This window comes from Humidesulfovibrio idahonensis (genome assembly GCF_054657715.1).
In genome coordinates, this window is record NZ_BAAHYE010000002.1 from 338,053 (window position 1) to 356,080 (window position 18,028).

Sequence of the window (18,028 nt, forward strand, 5' to 3'; positions counted from 1 at the left end):
AACCGACATGAACCGCACCGCCGCCTGCTCCGCCCTGGCTCTAGCCGCCCTGGACGCCCGCGCCGCCCTGCGTTTCAACGTATTGGTCGTAGTAGGTGTCGTAGGCGACAACGCGTCGTAGCGGGCAGGTTTTTTCGTAGCGAACCCAAACCCCCGTCGGCGCAAGTCGGCGGGGGTTTTTCTTTCCGGCCACACCAGGCGGGAACCAAGCCAAGCCGACAGCGTCCCGGGGCACCCACTTGGAGGTGTCTCATGCAGAGAACGACCATGACGGGCGCGGAACTCACCATCCGCCTGTTGGAGCGGCAGGGTATCACCATCATCCCCGGCATACCCGGCGGGGCCAACCTGCCCCTGTACGACGCCCTCTCCCACAGCACCGTCATCCGGCACGTGCTGGCCCGCCACGAGCAGGGCGCGGGCTTCATGGCCCAGGGCATGGCCCGCACCACGGGCAAGCCCGCCGTGTTCTTCGCCACCTCCGGTCCCGGCGCCACCAACACCCTCACCGCCATAGCCGACGCCAAGCTCGACTCCGTGCCGGTCATCTGCATCACCGGGCAGGTGCCCCGCGCCATGATCGGCACCGACGCCTTCCAGGAGGTGGACATCTACGGCATGTCCATTCCCGTGACCAAGCACAACTTCCTGGTGCACAGCGTGGAGGAGCTTCTGCGCGTCATCCCGGAGGCCTTCCGCATCGCCGCCTCGGGCCGGCCCGGCCCGGTGCTCATCGACATCCCCAAGGACGTGCAGACCGGGCGCATCGACATCGCCGAATGGCCGGAGCCCGGCGCTGTCGACCCGGTGGAGGCTCCGGACCACGAGGCCCTCTCCCAGGCGGCGCGCATGCTGGCCCAGGCCAAACGCCCCATCCTCATGGCGGGCGGCGGCGTGGCCGCCTCCGGCGCGGGGGCCGTGGCCCGCACATTGGCCGAAGCCGCGCAGATGCCCGTGACCATGACGCTCCTGGGCCTTGGCATCGTGCCCGATGCCCACCCGCTGAACCTGGGGCTGCTCGGCATGCACGGCACCCGCGCGGCCAACATCCTCATGAGCGAGTGCGACCTGCTTCTGGTTGCGGGCGCGCGCCTGGACGACCGCGCCACGGGCCGTCTGGAGGAGTTCTGCCCCGAGGCCAAGCTCATCCACGTGGACATCGACCAGAGCGAGCTGGACAAGCTCAAGCAAACGCATCTGGCCATCACCGGCGATGTGGGCGAGACCCTGGCCGCGCTGCTGCCCATGCTTGCGGCGGGGACGGAAGGGGCCGCCACCGGGGGCGAACGCGTTGCGTGGCTTGACCGCGTGGCCGCCTGCAAGGCCGAGAACCCGCAGGACCTGCCCGGCCTGGATGATCCGCTGACGCCTTACGGCCTGGTGCGCTGCACCGGCAACCTGCTTGGCGCCGACGCCATCGTGGCCACGGACGTGGGCCAGCACCAGATGCGCGCCGCCCAGGCCTACCCGGACCTGGAGCCCCGGGCCTGGCTGACTTCCGGCGGCTTGGGCACCATGGGCTTCGGCCTGCCCACGGCCATCGGCGCGGCCCTGGCCAACCCGGCGCGGCCCGTGGTCTGCTTCACGGGCGACGGCTCGTTGCAGATGAACATTCAGGAGCTGGCCACGGCCGCGGAAACCGGGGCCAACGTCACCATCGTCCTGGCGGACAACGGCGGGCTGGGCCTGGTGCAGCAGCAGCAGGACCTGTTTTATAGTCGCCGCATCTTCGCCTCCGACTATCGGCACCGCGTGGATTTCATCAAGATCGCCGAAGGCTTCGGCGTGCGCGCCATCGACATCTCCGAGAGCAGGACGCCCATGGCGGACCTGGAGCGGGCCCTTAAGCGCGAAGGCCCCTGCCTGGTGCGCGTGCAGGTGCAGGCCCAGGACAACGTGTACCCCATGGTGCCCCCGGGCGCGGCCAATACGACCATGATCTGCGAGGACGCGCCAGAGGCCCAGTCCTTGAAGGGAGGAAAATCTCATGCCGCATAACAACGAAACGCCGCTCATGGCCCTGCGGCTCACTGTGAACAATCATCCCGGCGTCATGACCCATGTGTGCGGGCTTTTCGCCCGGCGCGCCTTCAACGTGGAGGGCATCATGGTGACCCCGCAGGAGGGGGGCGGCACCAGCCGCATCTGGCTCGTGGTGCAGGCCGACGACCGCCTGGGGCAGATGATCCGCCAGGTGCGCAAGCTGAACGACGTGCTGGAGGTGCTGGCCTACGAGGCGGACGGCACCGCTCTGGCGCGCATGGACGCCTGCATGGCCGGGTGGGAGGCCGCGGGCCCCTGCGCCGAGGTGGCGTAGCCGAATCGTCGATTCAGCCAGCCGTCCGGTTGCATGCCCGCCGCTGGGCGTAAAAAAACGGACGGGGGAGGCGTTCTCCCCCGTCCGCTTTTGCGTGACGATTGGCTGGCGCGCTCATTGCGCGGCAAGCCGCCTGCGGTTTCGCCGTGGCAGGTGTCGGATGATTGCGCTGCGGCTCGGTTGGTCGCGGCAAGCTCCCCAGACCATTTCGGCAACAATGACATTGCGTCGCAAACCAGGGCAGGGGCTTGGCTGGAGCTGCTGGCTTTGGGCTCGGCAGCCGTTACGGCTCTGACTGAGAGGGCTGGCCGAGGGGGGGACGGAAAGCGCCTTTCCCCCGCTTCCCATGCTAAGGCACTTGGCCGCAGGAGCGGAACAGGCCGACTAGAAACCGTGCTCCTTCAAGAAGTCCATGCTCAGCTTGGACGCGGGCTGCGCGTCCTCGGCCGGGCCTTCGCCCTTCCAGGGCCTGAGCATGTTGCGCACGTATTTGCCGATCAGGTCCGTCTCCATGTTCACCTTCACGCCGGGCTTCCAACTGGCGATGGTCGTTTCCCGCTGGGTGGAGGGGATGATGTTCACGGAGAGGTGGTCCGCGCCGCAGTCGTTCACCGTCAGGCTGATGCCGTCCAGGGTGACGGAGCCCTTCCAGATGACGAAGGGGCCGTGTTCGGCCGGGAAGGTGAGGGTGTAGACGCGGCTTTCGCCCGCGGGCTTCACGTCCGCCACCGTGGCCAGGCAGTCCACGTGGCCGCTCACCAGATGCCCGCCCAGGCGGTCGCCCAGGGCCAGGGCCCGCTCCAGGTTCACCACGCTGCCGGTCTTGAGCGCGCCCAGGTTGGTGAGGCGCAATGTTTCGCCGCTGGCGTAGGCCGTGTACCAGCCCGCGCCGAAGGTCTCCACCGTGAGGCATGCCCCGTTGACGGCGATGGATTCGCCCTCGACGATATTCTGCAAGTCGAACAGGGCGCGGATCTTGAACCGCGACTCGCCGCCCTTGGCCTCCACGGCCTCTATGCGACCCATGCCCTGGACAAGTCCCGTGAACATCAAGCTCTCCTTGGCTTGTAGGTGAGTTTCAAATCCTCCCCGCAGGAGGTGGTGTGCGCCAGGCGGAAGGGCAGGGCCTGGTCCATGCTCTGCACGGCCTCGCCCGCGAACAGGCTTTTGCCTTCGTCGTCGCCCAGCACGCGCGGCGCAAGATAGAGCACGAACTCGTCCACCAGATCCTGGCGGCACAGGCTCAAGGCCAGGTGGCCGCCGCCCTCGCACAGGGTCAGGTGGCAGCCCAGCTCCTCGCGCAGGCGCGCAAAGGCCGGCGCGAAGTTGAGCCCGTCGCCCGTGGGACCGGCCAGTTCCGGCAGGCCCCAAATGTGCGTGCCGCGCTCGCGCAGTTCGTCGGCCAGGGGCGTTTTGGCGGAATATTCCGTGGTCCAGAACACGGCCTGCTGCGGCCGCTGGCGCAAAATATTGAATGTGGAGTAGGCCTTGGGCAGTTTGCCGGTGACGATGACCGCGTACGGCTGGCGGAAGTCCGGGGGCAGCGGGGCGTCCTCCAGGCGGCAGGTGAGCTGCGGGTTGTCGCCGTAGAAGGTGTTGCCGCCCACGATGACGGCCTGGGACTGCGAGCGCAGGCGGTGCACGTCCTGCTGGGACTTGGGCCCGCTGACGGCCTGGGGGCGGCCGCCGCGCGCGGCGATCTTGCCGTCCAGGGTGCTGGCCATTTTGAGCACGTTGAAGGTGCGCCCGGTGGTCTTCCAGGTGATGAACTCGTCGATGAGGTCGCGGCAGAGGGCTTCCTCGACGCCGACGGTGACCTCGACACCGGCCGCGCGCAGGGCTTCCACGCCGCCGCCGGTCACGTCCTGGTTGGGGTCGCCGCAGCCCACAACGACTCGCGGCACCTTTGCCGCGAGGATGGCCTTGGTGCAGGGCGGGGTCTTGCCCTGGTGGTTGCAGGGCTCAAGGGTGACGAAAAGAGTGCATTCGGCCGGGTTCACGCCCTTGGCCTTGGCGTCGGCCAGGCATTCGACCTCCGCATGTGGGCCGCCGCAGACCTTGTGCCAGCCCTCGGCCACCACGCGGCCCTCCTTGACGAGCACAGCGCCCACGCAGGGGTTCGGGGCCGTGGCCCCGCGGCCGCGCAGGGCCAGCTCGGCCGCGCGGCGCATGAAAAGATCAAGAGGACCGGTAGTCTCCAGGCATATGGGCATAGTCCACCCCCGCTTCCTTGAGCATGGCGTTCGCCAGTTCATCCGGGTATTGCTCCGCGAAATAAATGGCGCGCACCTGGCAGTTGATGAGCATTTTGGTGCAGATGAGACAGGGTTCCGTGGTGCAGTAAATTTCTGCCCCGGCGAGGGAAAGGCCGTGCAGCGCGCACTGGATGATGACGTTCTGCTCGGCGTGCAGACCCCGGCACAGCTCGTGCCGCTGGCCGGAGGGGATGCCCAGGCGCTCGCGGATGCAGCCCACCTCGCCGCAGTGGGGAACGTTGGTCGGGGTGCCGTTGTAGCCGGTGGCGATCATGCGCTTGTCGCGCACGGCCACGGCCCCGACACGGCGGCGTATGCAGGTGGAGCGTTCGGCCACGAGATGGGCGATGCGCATGAAATAGGTGGGCCAGGGGACGCGGTCGCTCATGTTGAGGCCTCCCGAAGCCTTTGGATAGGGCCGCCCGGACCTGGCTTCATTGCTGGTCCGGGCGGCCTTGGAAACGATTTACCAGGCGTAGAGCGGGAACTCGCGGGCGAAGTCCTCCACCTCGAGGCGGATTTCGTCGAGCACGGACTCGTTGTCCATGTTCTCCAGCGCGGCGGTGATGGCCTCGGCCACGGCCAGCATGTCTTCTTCGATCATGCCGCGGGTGGTGAGGGCCGGGGTGCCGATGCGGATGCCGGAGGTGACGGTGGGCGGCTTGGTGTCGAACGGGATGCCGTTCTTGTTCACGGTGATGCCCGCCTTGTCGAGTGCGATCTCCGCGTCCTTGCCGGTGATGTTCTTCTTGGTCAGGTCAACCAGCATGAGGTGGTTGTCCGTGCCGCCAGAAACCAGGTCGAACCCGGCGTCCTTGAGGTAGCCGGCCAGCGCACCGGCGTTCTGCACAACCTGCTCCTGGTACTGCTTGAAGCCCGGCTGCAGCGCTTCGCCGAAGGCCACGGCCTTGGCCGCGATGACGTGCATGAGCGGTCCGCCCTGGATGCCGGGGAAGATCTGCGAATTGAGCAGCTTGGTCTGGTCCTCGGAGGAGAGGATCATGCCGCCGCGGGGGCCGCGCAGGGTCTTGTGCGTGGTGGTGGTGGTGAAGTGCGCGTGCTCGATGCAGCTGGGGTGCAGCTCGGCGGCGATGAGGCCGGCGATGTGCGCCATGTCGACCATGAGCACCGCGCCCACTTCGTCGGCGATCTTGCGGAAGCGCGCGAAGTCGATGACGCGCGGATAGGCGCTGGCGCCCGCCACGATCATCTTGGGCTTGCATTCCTTGGCGGTCTTCTCCAGGGCCTCGTAGTCGATGGTCTGGGTGTCCGGGGAGACGCCGTAGGAGACGATGTTGAACAGCTTGCCGGAGAAGTTCACCGGGCTGCCGTGGGTCAGGTGGCCGCCGTGGGCCAGGTTCATGCCGAGCACGGTGTCGCCGGGCTTGCACGCGGCGAAGTACACGGCCATGTTGGCCTGCGAGCCGGAGTGGGGCTGCACGTTGGCGTAGCCCGCGCCGAAGAGCTGTTTGGCGCGGTCGCGGGCGAGCTCTTCGACCTGGTCGACGAATTCGCAGCCGCCGTAGTAGCGCTTGCCGGGGTAGCCTTCGGCGTATTTGTGGGTGAGGACGCTGCCCATGGCCTGGCGCACCGCGGTGGAGGTGAAGTTCTCCGAGGCGATGAGTTCAAGTTTGCTGACTTGCCGGTCGATCTCGTTCGCGATGGAGGCGGCGATCTCCGGGTCCTGGATGAAGAGTTCTTCCATGATGCGTCCTCGTGTGCTGTATTGATGCCGTGGGGTACGGCGGCTGTGCCGTCCGCTAGTCCGTGAAACGCTTGAAGAGCATGCAGCCGTTGGTGCCGCCGAAGCCGAAGGAGTTCGACAGGGCGTACTCGACCTGCTTTTTGCGCGGGCCGTCGGCCACGTAGTCCAGGTCGCACTCCGGGTCCGGGGTGATCTGGTTCACGGTGCCGGGGACGATGCCGGTGGTGAGCGCCATGACGCTGAAGCAGGCCTCGACGCCGCCGGCCGCGCCCAGCAGGTGGCCGATTTGGCCCTTGTTGCTGCAAATGGCGATGTTTTTCGCATGCGCGCCGAACACCGTCCTGATGGCCCGGGTCTCGCACAGGTCGTTCAGGTAGGTGGAGGTGCCGTGGGCGTTGATGTGGTCCACCGCGGACGGGGCGATGCCCGCTTCCTCGACGGCTTTCTGCATGGCGATGGCCGCACCGGAGCCGTCCTCGGGCGGGGCGGTCATGTGGTAGGCGTCGCCGGAGGCGCCGAAGCCCACGACCTCGGCCAGGATCTTGGCGCCGCGCTTTTTCGCGTGGTCCAGGCTCTCCAGCAGCAAAAGGCCGCAGCCCTCGCCCATGACAAAGCCGTCGCGGTCCTTGTCGAAGGGGCGCATGGCGTGCTCGGGGTCGTCGTTGCGGGTGCTCATGGCCTTCATGGCGTTGAAGCCGGAGAAGGCCAGGGGCGTGATGGTCGATTCCGTGCCGCCGCAGATCATGACGTCGTTGCGGCCGAGCTTGATCTCGGAGAAGGCCGCGCCGATGCCGTGCGTACCGGAGGCGCAGGCCGTGGTGGTGCAGATGTTGGCTCCGCGCGCGCCGTGCTCGATGGAGACCATGCCCGCCGCCATGTTGGCGATGATGGTGGGGATGAAAAATGGGCTGATGCGGCCGGGGCCGGAGTCCATGAGCTTCTGGTGCTGGTGCTCGATGCCGTCGAGCCCGCCCAGGCCGACGCCGATGATGACGCCTGCGCGGTGGGCTTCCTCGGGCGGAATGGCGTAGTTGGCCTGCTCCATGAGCATTTTGGAGGCGGCGACAGCGTACTGGGCAAACTTTTCCATACGCCGCGCTGCCTTGGCGTTGATGTACTTGGTCGGATCAAATCCCTTGACCTCGCCGGCGATGGTGGTGTCGAAGCCGGTGGCGTCGAAGGTGGTGACGGGCGCGATGCCGGACTTGCCGGCGAGCAGATTGTCCCAGCTCGACTCGAGATCGTTTCCAAGGGGGGTGATGGCGGCCAAAGCCGTAACGACAACCCTGTTCATGCAGCACTATCCGTTTTTGCGGGGGCAGCCCGTGCGGAGGAAAAGGCGGAGCGCCCCGCAGCCCGATGCAGGCAGGGCGCTCCGAATATCCAACTAAAGCAGGGCCTTTTGGCCGATGCTATTTGTGCTTCTCGATGTACTCAATGGCGTCCTTGACCTTGAGGATCTTCTGCGCGTCCTCGTCGTCGATCTCGATGTCAAAGGCTTCTTCCATGGCCATGATCAGCTCGGTCAGGTCCAGCGAATCGGCGCCCAGATCCTCGACAAAAGAGGCCTCGGGCTTCACTTCATCGGCGGAAACGCCCAACTGCTCCACGACGATGCCTTTAACTTTCTCGGCTACGGACATATTCCCTCCAAAAGGTGTTTTTGACGTGACGTTTCAGTTACATGTACATTCCGCCGTTGACGGCCAGAACCTGTCCGGTGACATAGCCTGCGCCGGGTCCCGCGAGAAACGAGACGGCGTTGGCGATGTCCTCGGGCGCGCCCAGGCGGCCAAGGGGAATGCTCTCAAGCATTTTTGACACAATGGCTTCCGGCAGAACCGCGGTCATGTCGGTCTGAATGAAGCCGGGGGTGACTGCGTTCACGGTGATGCCTCTGCCCGCCAGCTCGCGCGCGGCGCTCTTGGTGAGCCCGATGAGCCCGGCCTTGGCGGCGACGTAGTTGGCCTGGCCCGCGTTGCCCATCTGCCCCACGACCGAGGCGATGTTGATGATGCGGCCCGAGCGCTGCTTGACCATGATCTTGGAGGCCTCGCGCAGGCAGGCGAAGGCGCCCGTCAGGTTGACCTGGATGACCCGGTCCCAGTCCTCGTCCTTCATGCGGATGATGAGGCCGTCTTTGGTGATGCCGGCGTTGTTGACCAGCACCTCAAGGCTCACCTTGTCCTTGATCTCGTCGGTGAAAAATGCGGAGACGGCTTGGCGGTTGCTCGCGTCGAGGCAGAAGGCCTTGGCCTCGCCGCCGGCGTCGGTGATGGCGCTGACGGTCTTCTGGGCCTCCTCGGGCTTGCTCACGTAGGTCACGTAGACCTCGAAGCCGTCCTTGGCCAGCTTTTCCGCGCAGGCTCTGCCGATGCCGCGCGAACCGCCGGTCACCAGTGCAACCTTGGGCAAATCGCTCATGTGGTCCCTCTCTTCCGGCGGGTTTGCCGCCGGTGTGCTACGCGCCTGTTATCCGAAAATCCGCCGGACTGCAAACCCGCACTTGGGCTTTTAGAACCTGACCAGGGCCGAGCCCCAGGTGAAGCCGCCGCCGAAGGTTCCCAAAAGAACGAGGTTCCCCGGCTTGATGACGCCCTCGGCGTGGGCCTCGGAAAGGGCCAGGGGCACGGAGGCGGCGGAGGTGTTGCCGTAATTCTGCAGATTGGTGAAGACCTTTTCCTCGGGCATGCCCAGGCGCTTGCCCACGGCCTCCACAATGCGCAGATTGGCCTGGTGCGGGATGAACACGTCCACGTCGGCGCAGGTGTAGCCGTGGCGGGTCATCAGTTCCTCGCACACGCCGCTCATGGCGCGCACGGCGTGCTTGTAGACCTCGCGGCCGTTCATCTCCACAAAGAAGTCGCGGCGCACAACGTCGCCCAGCTTGTACGGGGTGCCCGAGCCGCCGCCCTTGATGGTCAAAAGGTCGCCCATGGCGCCGTCGGAGGCCACCAGCACGTCCTGCACGCGGCCGCCCTTGAACTCCGGGGAGTCGGCCGTGACCACGATGGCGCCGGCGCCGTCGCCGAAGAGTATGCAGGTGCTGCGGTCCGTGTAATCCACGCGGGAGGAGACGATGTCGCACGCGGCCACCAGGATCTTGGCCTGCGGGTGCAGGGTCACCAGGGCGCGGGCGGTCTCCAGGGCGTACAGAAAGCCGGAGCACGCGGCCGAGATATCAAGGGACATGCGTCCGGCAATGCCCAGCCGGTGCGAAAGCATGCACGCGGCCGAGGGGATGATCGCATCGGCGGAGAAGGTGGCCACCAGCACGTGGGTCAGCTCGGCCGCTTCCATGCCCGCGCTTTCAAGGGCCTTCAGCGATGCGCCGTGGCACAGGTCCACGCAGGTCTCGCCGTTCAGGGCCACGTGGCGCTCGCGGATGCCCGTGCGCGAGACGATCCACTCGTCGTTGGTCTCGACCATGCGCTCGAAGTCGGCGTTGGTGAGCTTGGTGTCCGGCACGCAGTGGCCCATTCCGCGGATGATGCAGGATGTGTTCATTGGCACGCTCATAAATGTGGGCTAGTGCCGGCGGAAGCCGACGGGTTGGTTGTGCGCCCGGGCTTAAGCCGGCGCGCTCATCTCTTCTGGAGCCTTGTGGCGGCTGAACTGTCCCAGCTCCTTGTGGGCGGTCAGCTCAACGGCCAGGTGCTCGTGGGCCTTCTTGTCCACATAGGTCGCGGCCATGCGGATGGCGTTGGTAACGGCCTTTTGGTTGCTGGCGCCGTGGCACACGATGAGGATGCTCTTGAGGCCCAGAAGCGGCGCTCCGCCGTATTCGGCGTAGTCCATCATGCGGGCGAAGTTCTTGAGCGACCCCATGGAAAGGGCCGCGCCCATGCGCGAGAGCATGTGGCGCTTGAGTTCGCGCTTCAGCACCCGGCCGAAGGATCTGGCGAGGCCCTCGGACAGCTTGAGGCAGATGTTGCCCACAAAGCCGTCGCACACGGCCACGTCGAGGTCGCCGGTGAAGATGTCGCGTCCTTCCACGTTGCCCACGAAGTTGAGCGAGGTCTGCTTCAGGAGGTCGAAGGCCTCCTTCACCATGACGTTGCCCTTGCCCTCTTCCTCGCCGATGGACAAAAGGCCCACGCGCGGACGCTCCACGCCCAGCACGTCGCGGGCGAGCACGTCGCCCATGATGCCGAACTGGGCAAGGTGGAAGGGCTTGGAGTCCACGTTGGCGCCCACGTCTATGAGCACCACGGGGTCTTTTTCCGTGGGCAGAATGCTGGCCAGGGCCGGGCGCTCCACGCCCTTGATGCGGCCCAGCACGAACATGCCGCAGGCCACGGAGGCTCCGGAGTTGCCCGCGCTGACCACGCCGTCGGCCTGGCCGTCCTTCACCAGCTGGCAGGCCACCTGGATGGACGAGTCCTTCTTGCGGCGCAGGGCCTCGGAGGGCTTTTCGTCCATGTCCACCACCTGGGAGGCGTGGTGGATGGCGATGGGCAGGGCGTCCGCTCCCTCGTGCCGGGCAAGCTCCGCGCGCAAGACATCCGCATCACCCACGAGAGTGATGTGGACGCCTTCGCGGGCGACCTGCACGGCTGCAGGAACGTTGACCCGGGGGCCGATGTCGCCGCCCATGGCGTCAACGGCGATGCGGGTCGGCTTATCAGGCATTCGCGGGGGTCAGGGCCTGACGGTCTTTGTAGTTGCCGCAGGCGGAGCAGGCGCAGTGCGAAAGCACGGGCTCGCCGCACTTGCACAGCACGACATTGGGGGTGGCGACGTGGTCGTGGGAACGGCGCATGTTCTTGCGGGACTTGGAGGTCTTCTTCTTCGGTAAGGCCATGATGGCTCTCCTTAAGGTTCTAGTAAACACGCCGGGCGCGAAAACCCGGCCTGCTCAGGTTATTGTAACTTCAAGTTGCGCAGGACCGCAAGCCTTGGATCGCCTTTATCCTCGACGCAGGCGCAGGAGCCTTGGTTCCTGTTGCTGCCGCACGTGGGGCACAGGCCCTTGCAATCCTCGGCGCAGAGCGGCTTTTCCGGCAGGGCCAGCAGAAACTGCTCCCACAGAAAACCCGCGGCGTCGAATTCCGCAACGCCCTTGACCACGCGGACGCGGCTGGCGTCCTCCAGCTCATCCTCCGCAACGCCGGGCTCCTCGAAGCTGTCGAAGTCGCCCTTGAGGGCAAGCTCGAATTCCTCGGCGCAGCGTCCGCAGGGCTGAATGACCGAACCGGCAAAGCTGCCGGTCACGAGAAATCCGTCATCCTGCGGGGTTATGCGCATGGAGGCCGCAAATGGAGTGCCCACTTTGCCGGGCACGCCAAACTCCTTCATGGGCCCTGTCCATATGGACTGGTCCGTGAATGAAAATTCCCGGCCTTCAGCCGGGATGTCCTGTAGAGAAATCCAGAGTTCGGTCATGCTGCCTCGCAGGCCGCATCTCTATACGGGCGGCTTTTTGTTTGTCAAGAAAAAAGCTCTTGCCTTTTTCTGTCCCCGGAGCTACAAGTCCTCTTCCTTGACGCCGGGAGCCCGGCATCGAGTCGAAGCGCGGCGTTGGCCGTGTCCGCATAAAGATAATGTTTCAGGAGGTTTCCCATGTCCAAGACGTGCGATATCTGCGGCAAGCACCCCAGCTCCGGTAACAACGTGAGCCACGCCAACAACCGCACCCGGCGTCGTTTTCTGCCCAACCTGCAGCGCGTCAAGACCGTTCTGGCCTCTGGCGAAGTGCGCTACATCCACGCCTGCACCCGTTGCATCCGCAGCGGCTCCGTGGTGAAGCCCGCCGTCCGCCCTGCGGTTGTCGCGGCCTAACACCGCCCACAGCCATTGACGAAACGAGAAAGCCCCGGCTTGCCGGGGCTTTTTTCGTGCGCTTTTTTTGGGGCTCCTGTCAAGGAAGCCCTCAGCCATCAGCATTCCTGAAGGACCGCTTCAGCCATTGCCATTGGACCGCGGCCGCGAGTTCTGGCAAACCGGTGTTGCGCGGCCGGGAACTCCCGGCCCAAGACCTCTTTCAGGAGTTTGTCCATGTCCAGCCGCGAGTATTTCGCCAAGGTTGCGGAGCAATGGGACGCGTTGCGTTCCGGCTTTTTTCCCGAGTCCGTGCGCGAGAAGGCCCTGGCCCTGGCCGGAATCGGCGCGGGCAACGGCCCCGGGCTGACCGCCGCCGATCTGGGCGCCGGCGCTGGCTTCGTCACCCAGGCCCTGCTTGGGGCCGGGCTCGCCGTCTTCGCCGTGGACCAGTCGCCGGAGATGCTGGCCGAACTGCGCAAACGCTTCGGCGCTGCCGGGCGTCTCACCGTCCTTGAGGGCGAGGCCGGGCGTCTGCCCCTGCCGGACGCATCCGTGGATTTCGTCTTCGCCAACATGTTCCTGCACCATGTGGACGACCCGCAAGGGGCCATCGCCGAGATGGCGCGCATCCTGCGTCCCGGCGGCCGTCTGGTCATCACCGACCTGGACAGCCACAGCCATGGCTTTCTGCTTACCGAGCACCACGACCGCTGGCCTGGCTTTGCCCGCGCCGATGTCTCGGCCTGGCTGCAGCGCGCCGGGCTTGCGGATGCGGCCGTGGACTGCTGCGGCGAGAATTGCTGCGCGGATGCGTGCGACGGTTCGGATTCGGCGCGCATCTCCATCTTTGCGGCCAGCGCCAGGCGGCCCGTGCTGGGTGTGCGCCTGGCCGACGCGGACCCCGACGCCGTGGCCGGGTATGCGCGGGAGTTTTGGAGCAACGCCAGGCCGCTGCTCTGCGCGGAGTCCGTGCTTTCGGCCGTGGCGCGGGGCCTTGGCGTGCGTTCGCCGCTCATCCCGCGCATGGCCACGGGCTTTTGCAGCGGGCTTTCGCGCTGCTGCGGGCCCTGCGGCGCCTTCTCCGCCGGAGTCATGGCCCTCGGGATGGCCCTGGGGCGCGACTCCGGCCGGGACGATCTCGACGAGACCTACAGCCCGGTGCAGGAGTTCCGCGAGTTCTTTTTGGAGCGGTACGGCGCGCTGGAGTGCCGCACGCTCATCGGACATGACCTGGGCACGCACGAAGGCCACATGGCCTACCGCGAGGCCGGGCTCAAAACGACCTTCTGCGCGCCCTTGCTGGAAGAAACAGCGGCGCAGGTCATACGGATTTTGAAGGAGCAGCAGCGGTGAGCGCGATTCTCAACTTCCCGGCGTTTTTGCTGGCCGCCCTGGCCTTGTGCGCCATGCCCGGCCCGGACTGCATGTATGTCATCGGCCGCACCATGGCCCAGGGGCGCCGCGCGGGCGTGGTCAGCGCCCTGGGCATAACCGCTGGGGCGAGCGTGCATGTGCTGGCCGCGGCCCTTGGACTCTCGGCCTTTCTGGCGGCCTCGGCCGAGGCCTTCCTGGTGCTCAAGTACATCGGCGCGGCGTACCTGATCTATCTCGGCGTGCAGAGCTTTCGCAACACGGGCAGCCTTGCGGCCACGGCGGCCCGTACTGTGGTGAAGCGCCAGGACCGCACGCTCTTTCTGCAAGGCGTGCTCACGGACGTGCTGAATCCCAAGGTGGCGCTGTTCTTCCTGGCCTTTTTGCCGCAGTTCATTTCGCCGCAGGCCCAGGACAAGGTCGGCGCGTTCCTTGGCCTCGGGGCCATCGTGCTGGTCATGGGACTGCTGTGGGATGTGGGGCTGGCCTTTTGCGCCGGGCGCATCATGCGGCGGCTGCGCGGCAATTCCTCGTTCGAGCGGGCGGCCAACCGCGTTTTGGGCGGGGTGCTGGTGAGCCTGGGCCTGGCCCTGGCCTGCGAGGACCGCTAGGCCGCCACGCGCACGCAGTTGCGGCCGGTGAGCTTGGCCTCGTAGAGGGCCTTGTCCGCCCGGCCCACAAGGCTCTCCACGCTTTCGTCCAGGGTCAGCTGGGCCACGCCGAAGCTCGCCGTGACGCCGCTGGGCACCAGGGTGCGCAGCTCCGGGTCGGCCTCCACGGCTAAGCGCAGCTTCTCCGCCAGGGTCACGCCGGCTTGCGCGTCGCAGCCCTTCAGAATCATCAGAAATTCCTCTCCGCCCCAGCGGCACACCGTGTCGGAGGTGCGCAGGCTTTGGCGCAGGCAGACGGCCAGGCGCTTGAGCACCTCGTCGCCCACCAGGTGCCCGTGGCGGTCGTTGATGGCCTTGAAATGGTCGATGTCCGCCAGGACCACGGCCAGGGGCTTGTCGCCGCGGCGCACCAGGCTGATGGCCTGCTGGAAGAGCGCGTCGAGGGTCTGCCTGTTCAAAAGCCCGGTGAGCTTGTCCGTGGTGGCCATTTCCTCCACGCGGTTCTGATAGCGCGTGAGGGCCACGCCGGTGATGAACACCACCAGCAGGGTCACGGCCAGGCACACGGCCAAATTCACGTACAGCGTGCGCCGAATGCCCGCCAGCGCGCCTTCCTCCGTCTTTTCGACAAACAGATACCACTTGAGTTCCGGAATGTAGCGCACGTTCAGCAGATGCGTTTTGCCGCCGCCCACATACTCGAAGGAGCCGGTGCGGAGCGCCAGTATGGCGTCGGCCTGGTCGCGCAGGCCCTCGATGAAGTGGATGTTGGTCTCGGTCCGTCCATGGTCGGCGGAGAGCAGGATGCGCCCCTGGGCGTCGACAAAGGCGATGCGCCGGTCGAAGCGCTGCTGGTACTGGGCGATGGCCTTGCGCACGGCCTCGACCGTGAGGCCAACCCCGGCCACGCCGAGGTAGCGGCCCTTGTAGTCGTTCACGCGGTAGTTGATGAAGATGGTCAAGAGATCGCGGTTGGCCATGTCGGGGTCGACGTTGATCTCGTAGGGGTCGCGCATGTCGCGCACGCGGAAGTACCACGCGTCGCGGCTTTCCAGCTCGTTGACCTTCTTGAGCAGGCCCGAGGGGTGGTAGTAGTTGCGTGTTGTGTCGGAGACGAAAAAGCTGGTGAAGGCGCCATAGCGCGCCATGATTTCGCGCAGGAAGCGGGTCATCTGGGCCTGGTCGCGCTCGCCGTTCAGGGTCCAGTCGCGCAGGAAGGTGTCGCTGGCCATCATGGAGGCCACGTACACCGGCCGCACCAGATCCTTCAGAATCTCGGAATAGACCGTGTCCGAGGTCAGCGGCAGCTCCTGGGTCAGGATGGAGTCGCGGATGGCGTTGCGCGAGACCTGGTAGCTGACGATGGTGGTGCTCAGAAAACCGAGCACGAGGAACAGCGTCACCAAGAGGAGGACCGGGCGTTTTTGCGGCAGGGCGATGCGGGACATGGCGAATCCGCCTTCCCGTCTGTTTCGGTCCGGCCGCTGCGGGGCGGCCGGACCGGAGACGGCATTATTCAACGGTCACGCTTTTGGCCAAATTGCGCGGCTGGTCCACGTCCTTGCCGAGGTAGTCGGCCATTTCGTAGGCGAAGAGCTGCAGCGCGGGCAGAATGACAAAGGCCGAAAGCGGCCCCGTGGCCCGCGGCAGCACCCAGGGGCGCTCCACGGTCAGGTCCAGGCCCTCGTTGGTCAGGGCGATGATTTCGCCCGCGCGCGCCTGCACCTCCACCAGATTGGACTTCACCTTGGGGAAGAATTCGTCATCAAGGGCGATGGCGAAGGTGGGGAAGTGCGGGTCGATGAGGGCGATGGGGCCGTGCTTCATTTCGCCGGCGGCATAGCCCTCGGCGTGAATGTAGCTAATTTCCTTGAGCTTGAGCGCGCCTTCCAGGGCCAGGGGGAAGCTTGGGCCGCGGCCCAGGTACAGGAAGCTCGTGGCCTCGGAGTAATGGCGAGCCAGTTGCTGGGCCGTGGTGCGCAGCCCCGGCAGGGCGCCTTCCAGCACCTGGGGCAGGTGGGTCAGCTCGCGCACCATGGCGGCGCAGTCGGCCTCGGTCATGGCGCCGGTGCGGCGCCCCCAGTAGAGGGTGAGCAGCAAAAGCGCGGTGAGCTGGCTGCACATGGCCTTGGTGGAGGCCACGCTGATTTCCGGCCCGGCCTGGCTGTACATCACGTAGTCGGCCTCGCGCGAGATGCTGGAGCCGACCACGTTGCACAGGCCGATGACCGGCAGGCCGCGGCTTTTGGCCAGCTTGATGCCGGCCATGGTGTCCATGGTCTCGCCGCTTTGGCTGATGGCCAGCACAACGCTGTTCTTGGGCAGGATGGGGTCGCGGTAGCGGAACTCGGAGGCGATCTCCACCTGCACCGGAATCTTGGCGTATTTCTCCAGCAGGTACATGCCCCACAGCCCGGCGTGGTAGCTGGTGCCGCAGGCCACTATGTGCAGGCGCTCCGGCGTGGGCAGCTTGTCCAGCTCGGGCAGGCGCACCTGGCTGGTGGCGGCGTCTATGCGCCCCAGCAGGCAGTCGCGGATGACCTTGGGCTGCTCGAAGATCTCCTTGAGCATGAAGTGCTTGAACCCGCCCTTCTCGGCGGCCTGCACGTCCCAGTTGATGTGCGCGACCTTTTTCTCAATGGGCGTGAGGGTCGCGGTCTCCATGACCTCCCAGGTGCCGGCCGTGATCTTGACCAGTTCGCCGTCCTCCAGAAACACCACGTCGCGGGTGTAGGGAAGAAAGGCCGGGATGTCGGAGCCGAAGAAGTTTTCGCCCGTGCCCACGCCCATGACCAGCGGGCTGGCCACGCGGGTGGCCCACAGGGTGCCGGGGTGGTCCGCGCTCATGACCACGATGGCGTACGCGCCGTCCACGCGGGAAAGGGCCTTGGAAATGGCCTTGGTCACGTCGCCGGCGGTGTCCTTCAGGCATTCGGCGATGAGGTTGATCAGCACCTCGGAGTCCGTGTCGGACCGGAAGACGATGCCCTTGGCCGAGAGCTCGGCCTTGATCTCCTGGTAGTTCTCGATGATGCCGTTATGGATGATGGCCAGCCGCCCGGTGTGGTCGGTGTGCGGGTGGGCGTTCTTTTCCACCGGGGGGCCGTGGGTGGCCCAGCGGGTGTGGCCCATGCCCGCGGTGGCGGAGAACACGTTCTGGCTCTCCAGCTTCTTTTCCAGGTTTCCCAGCTTGCCCTCGGCCCGGATGACCGAGAGCGCGCCGCCCTGGACGTAGCTCACGCCGGCCGAGTCGTAGCCGCGATATTCAAGACGGCGCAGGCCCTCCACCACAAGGGGGACGGCCGGCCGGTGACCGCAGTAGCCTATGATTCCGCACATGGAATTCCTCCGCAGGGGAAAGGGGGGTTATGCATTTTGGGAGGCGCGGGCCCAGAACTCGGACCAGCCCTGCAAAAGCGCCCGCAGGGCGCGGCCCCGGTGGGAGCGCGCGTTCTTGTCCTCGCGGGAGAGCTCGGCCGCGCTCTGGTTCAGCTCCGGGTCGAGGAACAGGGGGTCGTAGCCGAAGCCGCCGTTGCCGCGCGGGGCGGAAAGCACGCGGCCTTCCCAGCGGCCCTCGGCCAAAATTTCTTCGCCATTGGGGGCAATGGCCGCAACAAGGCTGACGAAGCGGCAGCCGCGCTTGGCCTCGGGCACGTCCTTCATGACGTCCAAAAGCTTTTCGTTGTTGCGCGCGTCCGTGGCGCCGGGGTCGGAATAGCGGGCGGAGTAGACGCCGGGCGCGCCGCCAAGGGCGTCGACCACCAGGCCGGAGTCGTCGGCCAGGGCCACAAGGCCGGTGGCCTGGGCCACGGTGCGCGCCTTGAGCGCCGCGTTCTCGGCAAAGGTCGCGCCGGTCTCCTCGATTTCCCCGATCTCGGGGAAGTCCGTCAGACCCAGCACGGTGAGGCCGTATCCGGCCAGAAGGTCGTTGAGTTCCTTGATCTTGCCCGCGTTGCGGGTGGCCAGGACGATGCGTTTTTCCAGGGGGGCTGCGGCTTCACTCATG

Annotated in this window: 19 protein-coding genes; 5 read left to right on the forward strand and 14 right to left on the reverse strand. The window is 66.3% G+C overall.

Annotated elements, in window-relative coordinates; genetic code table 11:
- Positions 1 to 252 precede the first annotated feature (252 nt).
- Positions 253 to 1,998: an acetolactate synthase large subunit gene (ilvB, locus tag ACYQ4W_RS01830; protein WP_459852145.1), complete on the forward strand. Its 1,746-nt coding sequence runs from the start codon at positions 253 to 255 to the stop codon at positions 1,996 to 1,998.
- Positions 1,988 to 2,317 carry an acetolactate synthase small subunit gene (ilvN, locus tag ACYQ4W_RS01835; protein ID WP_459852147.1) on the forward strand — a complete coding sequence of 110 codons (330 nt, stop codon included), beginning with the start codon at positions 1,988 to 1,990 and terminating at the stop codon, positions 2,315 to 2,317. The genes ilvB and ilvN overlap by 11 nt, the downstream gene beginning before the upstream one ends.
- Positions 2,318 to 2,701: 384 nt before the next feature.
- Here the strand turns inward: ilvN and ACYQ4W_RS01840 are convergent, their stop codons facing one another.
- From ACYQ4W_RS01840 to ACYQ4W_RS01890, 11 genes are all read right to left on the reverse strand, one after another.
- A complete protein-coding gene (locus ACYQ4W_RS01840; protein ID WP_459852149.1) occupies positions 2,702 to 3,367 on the reverse strand; it encodes a riboflavin synthase in 666 nt (221 codons plus the stop codon).
- On the reverse strand, positions 3,367 to 4,530 hold the full coding sequence (gene ribD / locus ACYQ4W_RS01845) for a bifunctional diaminohydroxyphosphoribosylaminopyrimidine deaminase/5-amino-6-(5-phosphoribosylamino)uracil reductase RibD (RefSeq protein ID WP_459852151.1): 1,164 nt from the start codon (positions 4,528 to 4,530) through the stop codon (positions 3,367 to 3,369). Before ribD ends, ACYQ4W_RS01840 begins: the two co-directional genes overlap by 1 nt.
- The gene (locus tag ACYQ4W_RS01850) at positions 4,496 to 4,960 is read right to left on the reverse strand and encodes a deoxycytidylate deaminase (protein WP_459852153.1); all 465 of its coding nucleotides are present in this window, start codon (positions 4,958 to 4,960) and stop codon (positions 4,496 to 4,498) included. The genes ribD and ACYQ4W_RS01850 overlap by 35 nt, the downstream gene beginning before the upstream one ends.
- Before the next feature lie 78 nt (positions 4,961 to 5,038).
- On the reverse strand, positions 5,039 to 6,277 hold the full coding sequence (gene glyA, locus ACYQ4W_RS01855) for a serine hydroxymethyltransferase (protein ID WP_459852155.1): 1,239 nt from the start codon (positions 6,275 to 6,277) through the stop codon (positions 5,039 to 5,041).
- A gap of 55 nt (positions 6,278 to 6,332) precedes the next feature.
- Positions 6,333 to 7,571, reverse strand: coding sequence for a beta-ketoacyl-ACP synthase II (fabF, locus tag ACYQ4W_RS01860; protein WP_459852157.1), 1,239 nt, complete (start codon positions 7,569 to 7,571; stop codon positions 6,333 to 6,335).
- Between the two features lie 118 nt (positions 7,572 to 7,689).
- A complete protein-coding gene (acpP, locus tag ACYQ4W_RS01865) occupies positions 7,690 to 7,920 on the reverse strand; it encodes an acyl carrier protein (RefSeq protein ID WP_459852159.1) in 231 nt (76 codons plus the stop codon).
- A gap of 37 nt (positions 7,921 to 7,957) precedes the next feature.
- A complete protein-coding gene (gene fabG / locus ACYQ4W_RS01870) occupies positions 7,958 to 8,701 on the reverse strand; it encodes a 3-oxoacyl-[acyl-carrier-protein] reductase (protein WP_459852161.1) in 744 nt (247 codons plus the stop codon).
- A 90-nt stretch (positions 8,702 to 8,791) separates the two neighbouring features.
- Complete coding sequence (locus ACYQ4W_RS01875; protein ID WP_459852163.1) at positions 8,792 to 9,784, reverse strand: beta-ketoacyl-ACP synthase III; 993 nt, start codon at positions 9,782 to 9,784, stop codon at positions 8,792 to 8,794.
- Between the two features lie 63 nt (positions 9,785 to 9,847).
- Positions 9,848 to 10,909 (reverse strand): phosphate acyltransferase PlsX, encoded by a 1,062-nt coding sequence (gene plsX, locus ACYQ4W_RS01880; RefSeq protein WP_459852165.1) that lies wholly within the window; start codon positions 10,907 to 10,909, stop codon positions 9,848 to 9,850.
- The gene (gene rpmF / locus ACYQ4W_RS01885) at positions 10,902 to 11,081 is read right to left on the reverse strand and encodes a 50S ribosomal protein L32 (protein ID WP_459852167.1); all 180 of its coding nucleotides are present in this window, start codon (positions 11,079 to 11,081) and stop codon (positions 10,902 to 10,904) included. Before rpmF ends, plsX begins: the two co-directional genes overlap by 8 nt.
- Before the next feature lie 59 nt (positions 11,082 to 11,140).
- Complete coding sequence (locus ACYQ4W_RS01890) at positions 11,141 to 11,662, reverse strand: YceD family protein (protein WP_459852169.1); 522 nt, start codon at positions 11,660 to 11,662, stop codon at positions 11,141 to 11,143.
- A 177-nt stretch (positions 11,663 to 11,839) separates the two neighbouring features.
- Here ACYQ4W_RS01890 and rpmB point away from each other — a divergent pair, with 177 nt between their 5' ends.
- The 3 genes from rpmB to ACYQ4W_RS01905 all read left to right on the forward strand — a co-directional run bounded on the left by rpmB (position 11,840) and on the right by ACYQ4W_RS01905 (position 14,022).
- Positions 11,840 to 12,058 carry a 50S ribosomal protein L28 gene (rpmB, locus tag ACYQ4W_RS01895; RefSeq protein ID WP_459852171.1) on the forward strand — a complete coding sequence of 73 codons (219 nt, stop codon included), beginning with the start codon at positions 11,840 to 11,842 and terminating at the stop codon, positions 12,056 to 12,058.
- 216 nt (positions 12,059 to 12,274) lie between these two features.
- Positions 12,275 to 13,393 (forward strand): C-GCAxxG-C-C family (seleno)protein, encoded by a 1,119-nt coding sequence (locus ACYQ4W_RS01900; protein WP_459852173.1) that lies wholly within the window; start codon positions 12,275 to 12,277, stop codon positions 13,391 to 13,393.
- A complete protein-coding gene (locus tag ACYQ4W_RS01905) occupies positions 13,390 to 14,022 on the forward strand; it encodes a LysE family translocator (protein ID WP_459852175.1) in 633 nt (210 codons plus the stop codon). Before ACYQ4W_RS01900 ends, ACYQ4W_RS01905 begins: the two co-directional genes overlap by 4 nt.
- Here ACYQ4W_RS01905 and ACYQ4W_RS01910 read toward each other — a convergent pair.
- From ACYQ4W_RS01910 to ACYQ4W_RS01920, 3 genes are all read right to left on the reverse strand, one after another.
- Positions 14,019 to 15,470 (reverse strand): sensor domain-containing diguanylate cyclase, encoded by a 1,452-nt coding sequence (locus tag ACYQ4W_RS01910; protein WP_459852177.1) that lies wholly within the window; start codon positions 15,468 to 15,470, stop codon positions 14,019 to 14,021. The two genes, ACYQ4W_RS01905 and ACYQ4W_RS01910, sit on opposite strands and share 4 nt — an antisense overlap.
- 64 nt (positions 15,471 to 15,534) lie before the next feature.
- Positions 15,535 to 17,361 (reverse strand): glutamine--fructose-6-phosphate transaminase (isomerizing), encoded by a 1,827-nt coding sequence (gene glmS / locus ACYQ4W_RS01915; RefSeq protein WP_459852179.1) that lies wholly within the window; start codon positions 17,359 to 17,361, stop codon positions 15,535 to 15,537.
- A 27-nt stretch (positions 17,362 to 17,388) separates the two neighbouring features.
- Positions 17,389 to 18,027, reverse strand: coding sequence for an XTP/dITP diphosphatase (locus ACYQ4W_RS01920; RefSeq protein WP_459852181.1), 639 nt, complete (start codon positions 18,025 to 18,027; stop codon positions 17,389 to 17,391).
- Position 18,028: the final 1 nt, after the last annotated feature.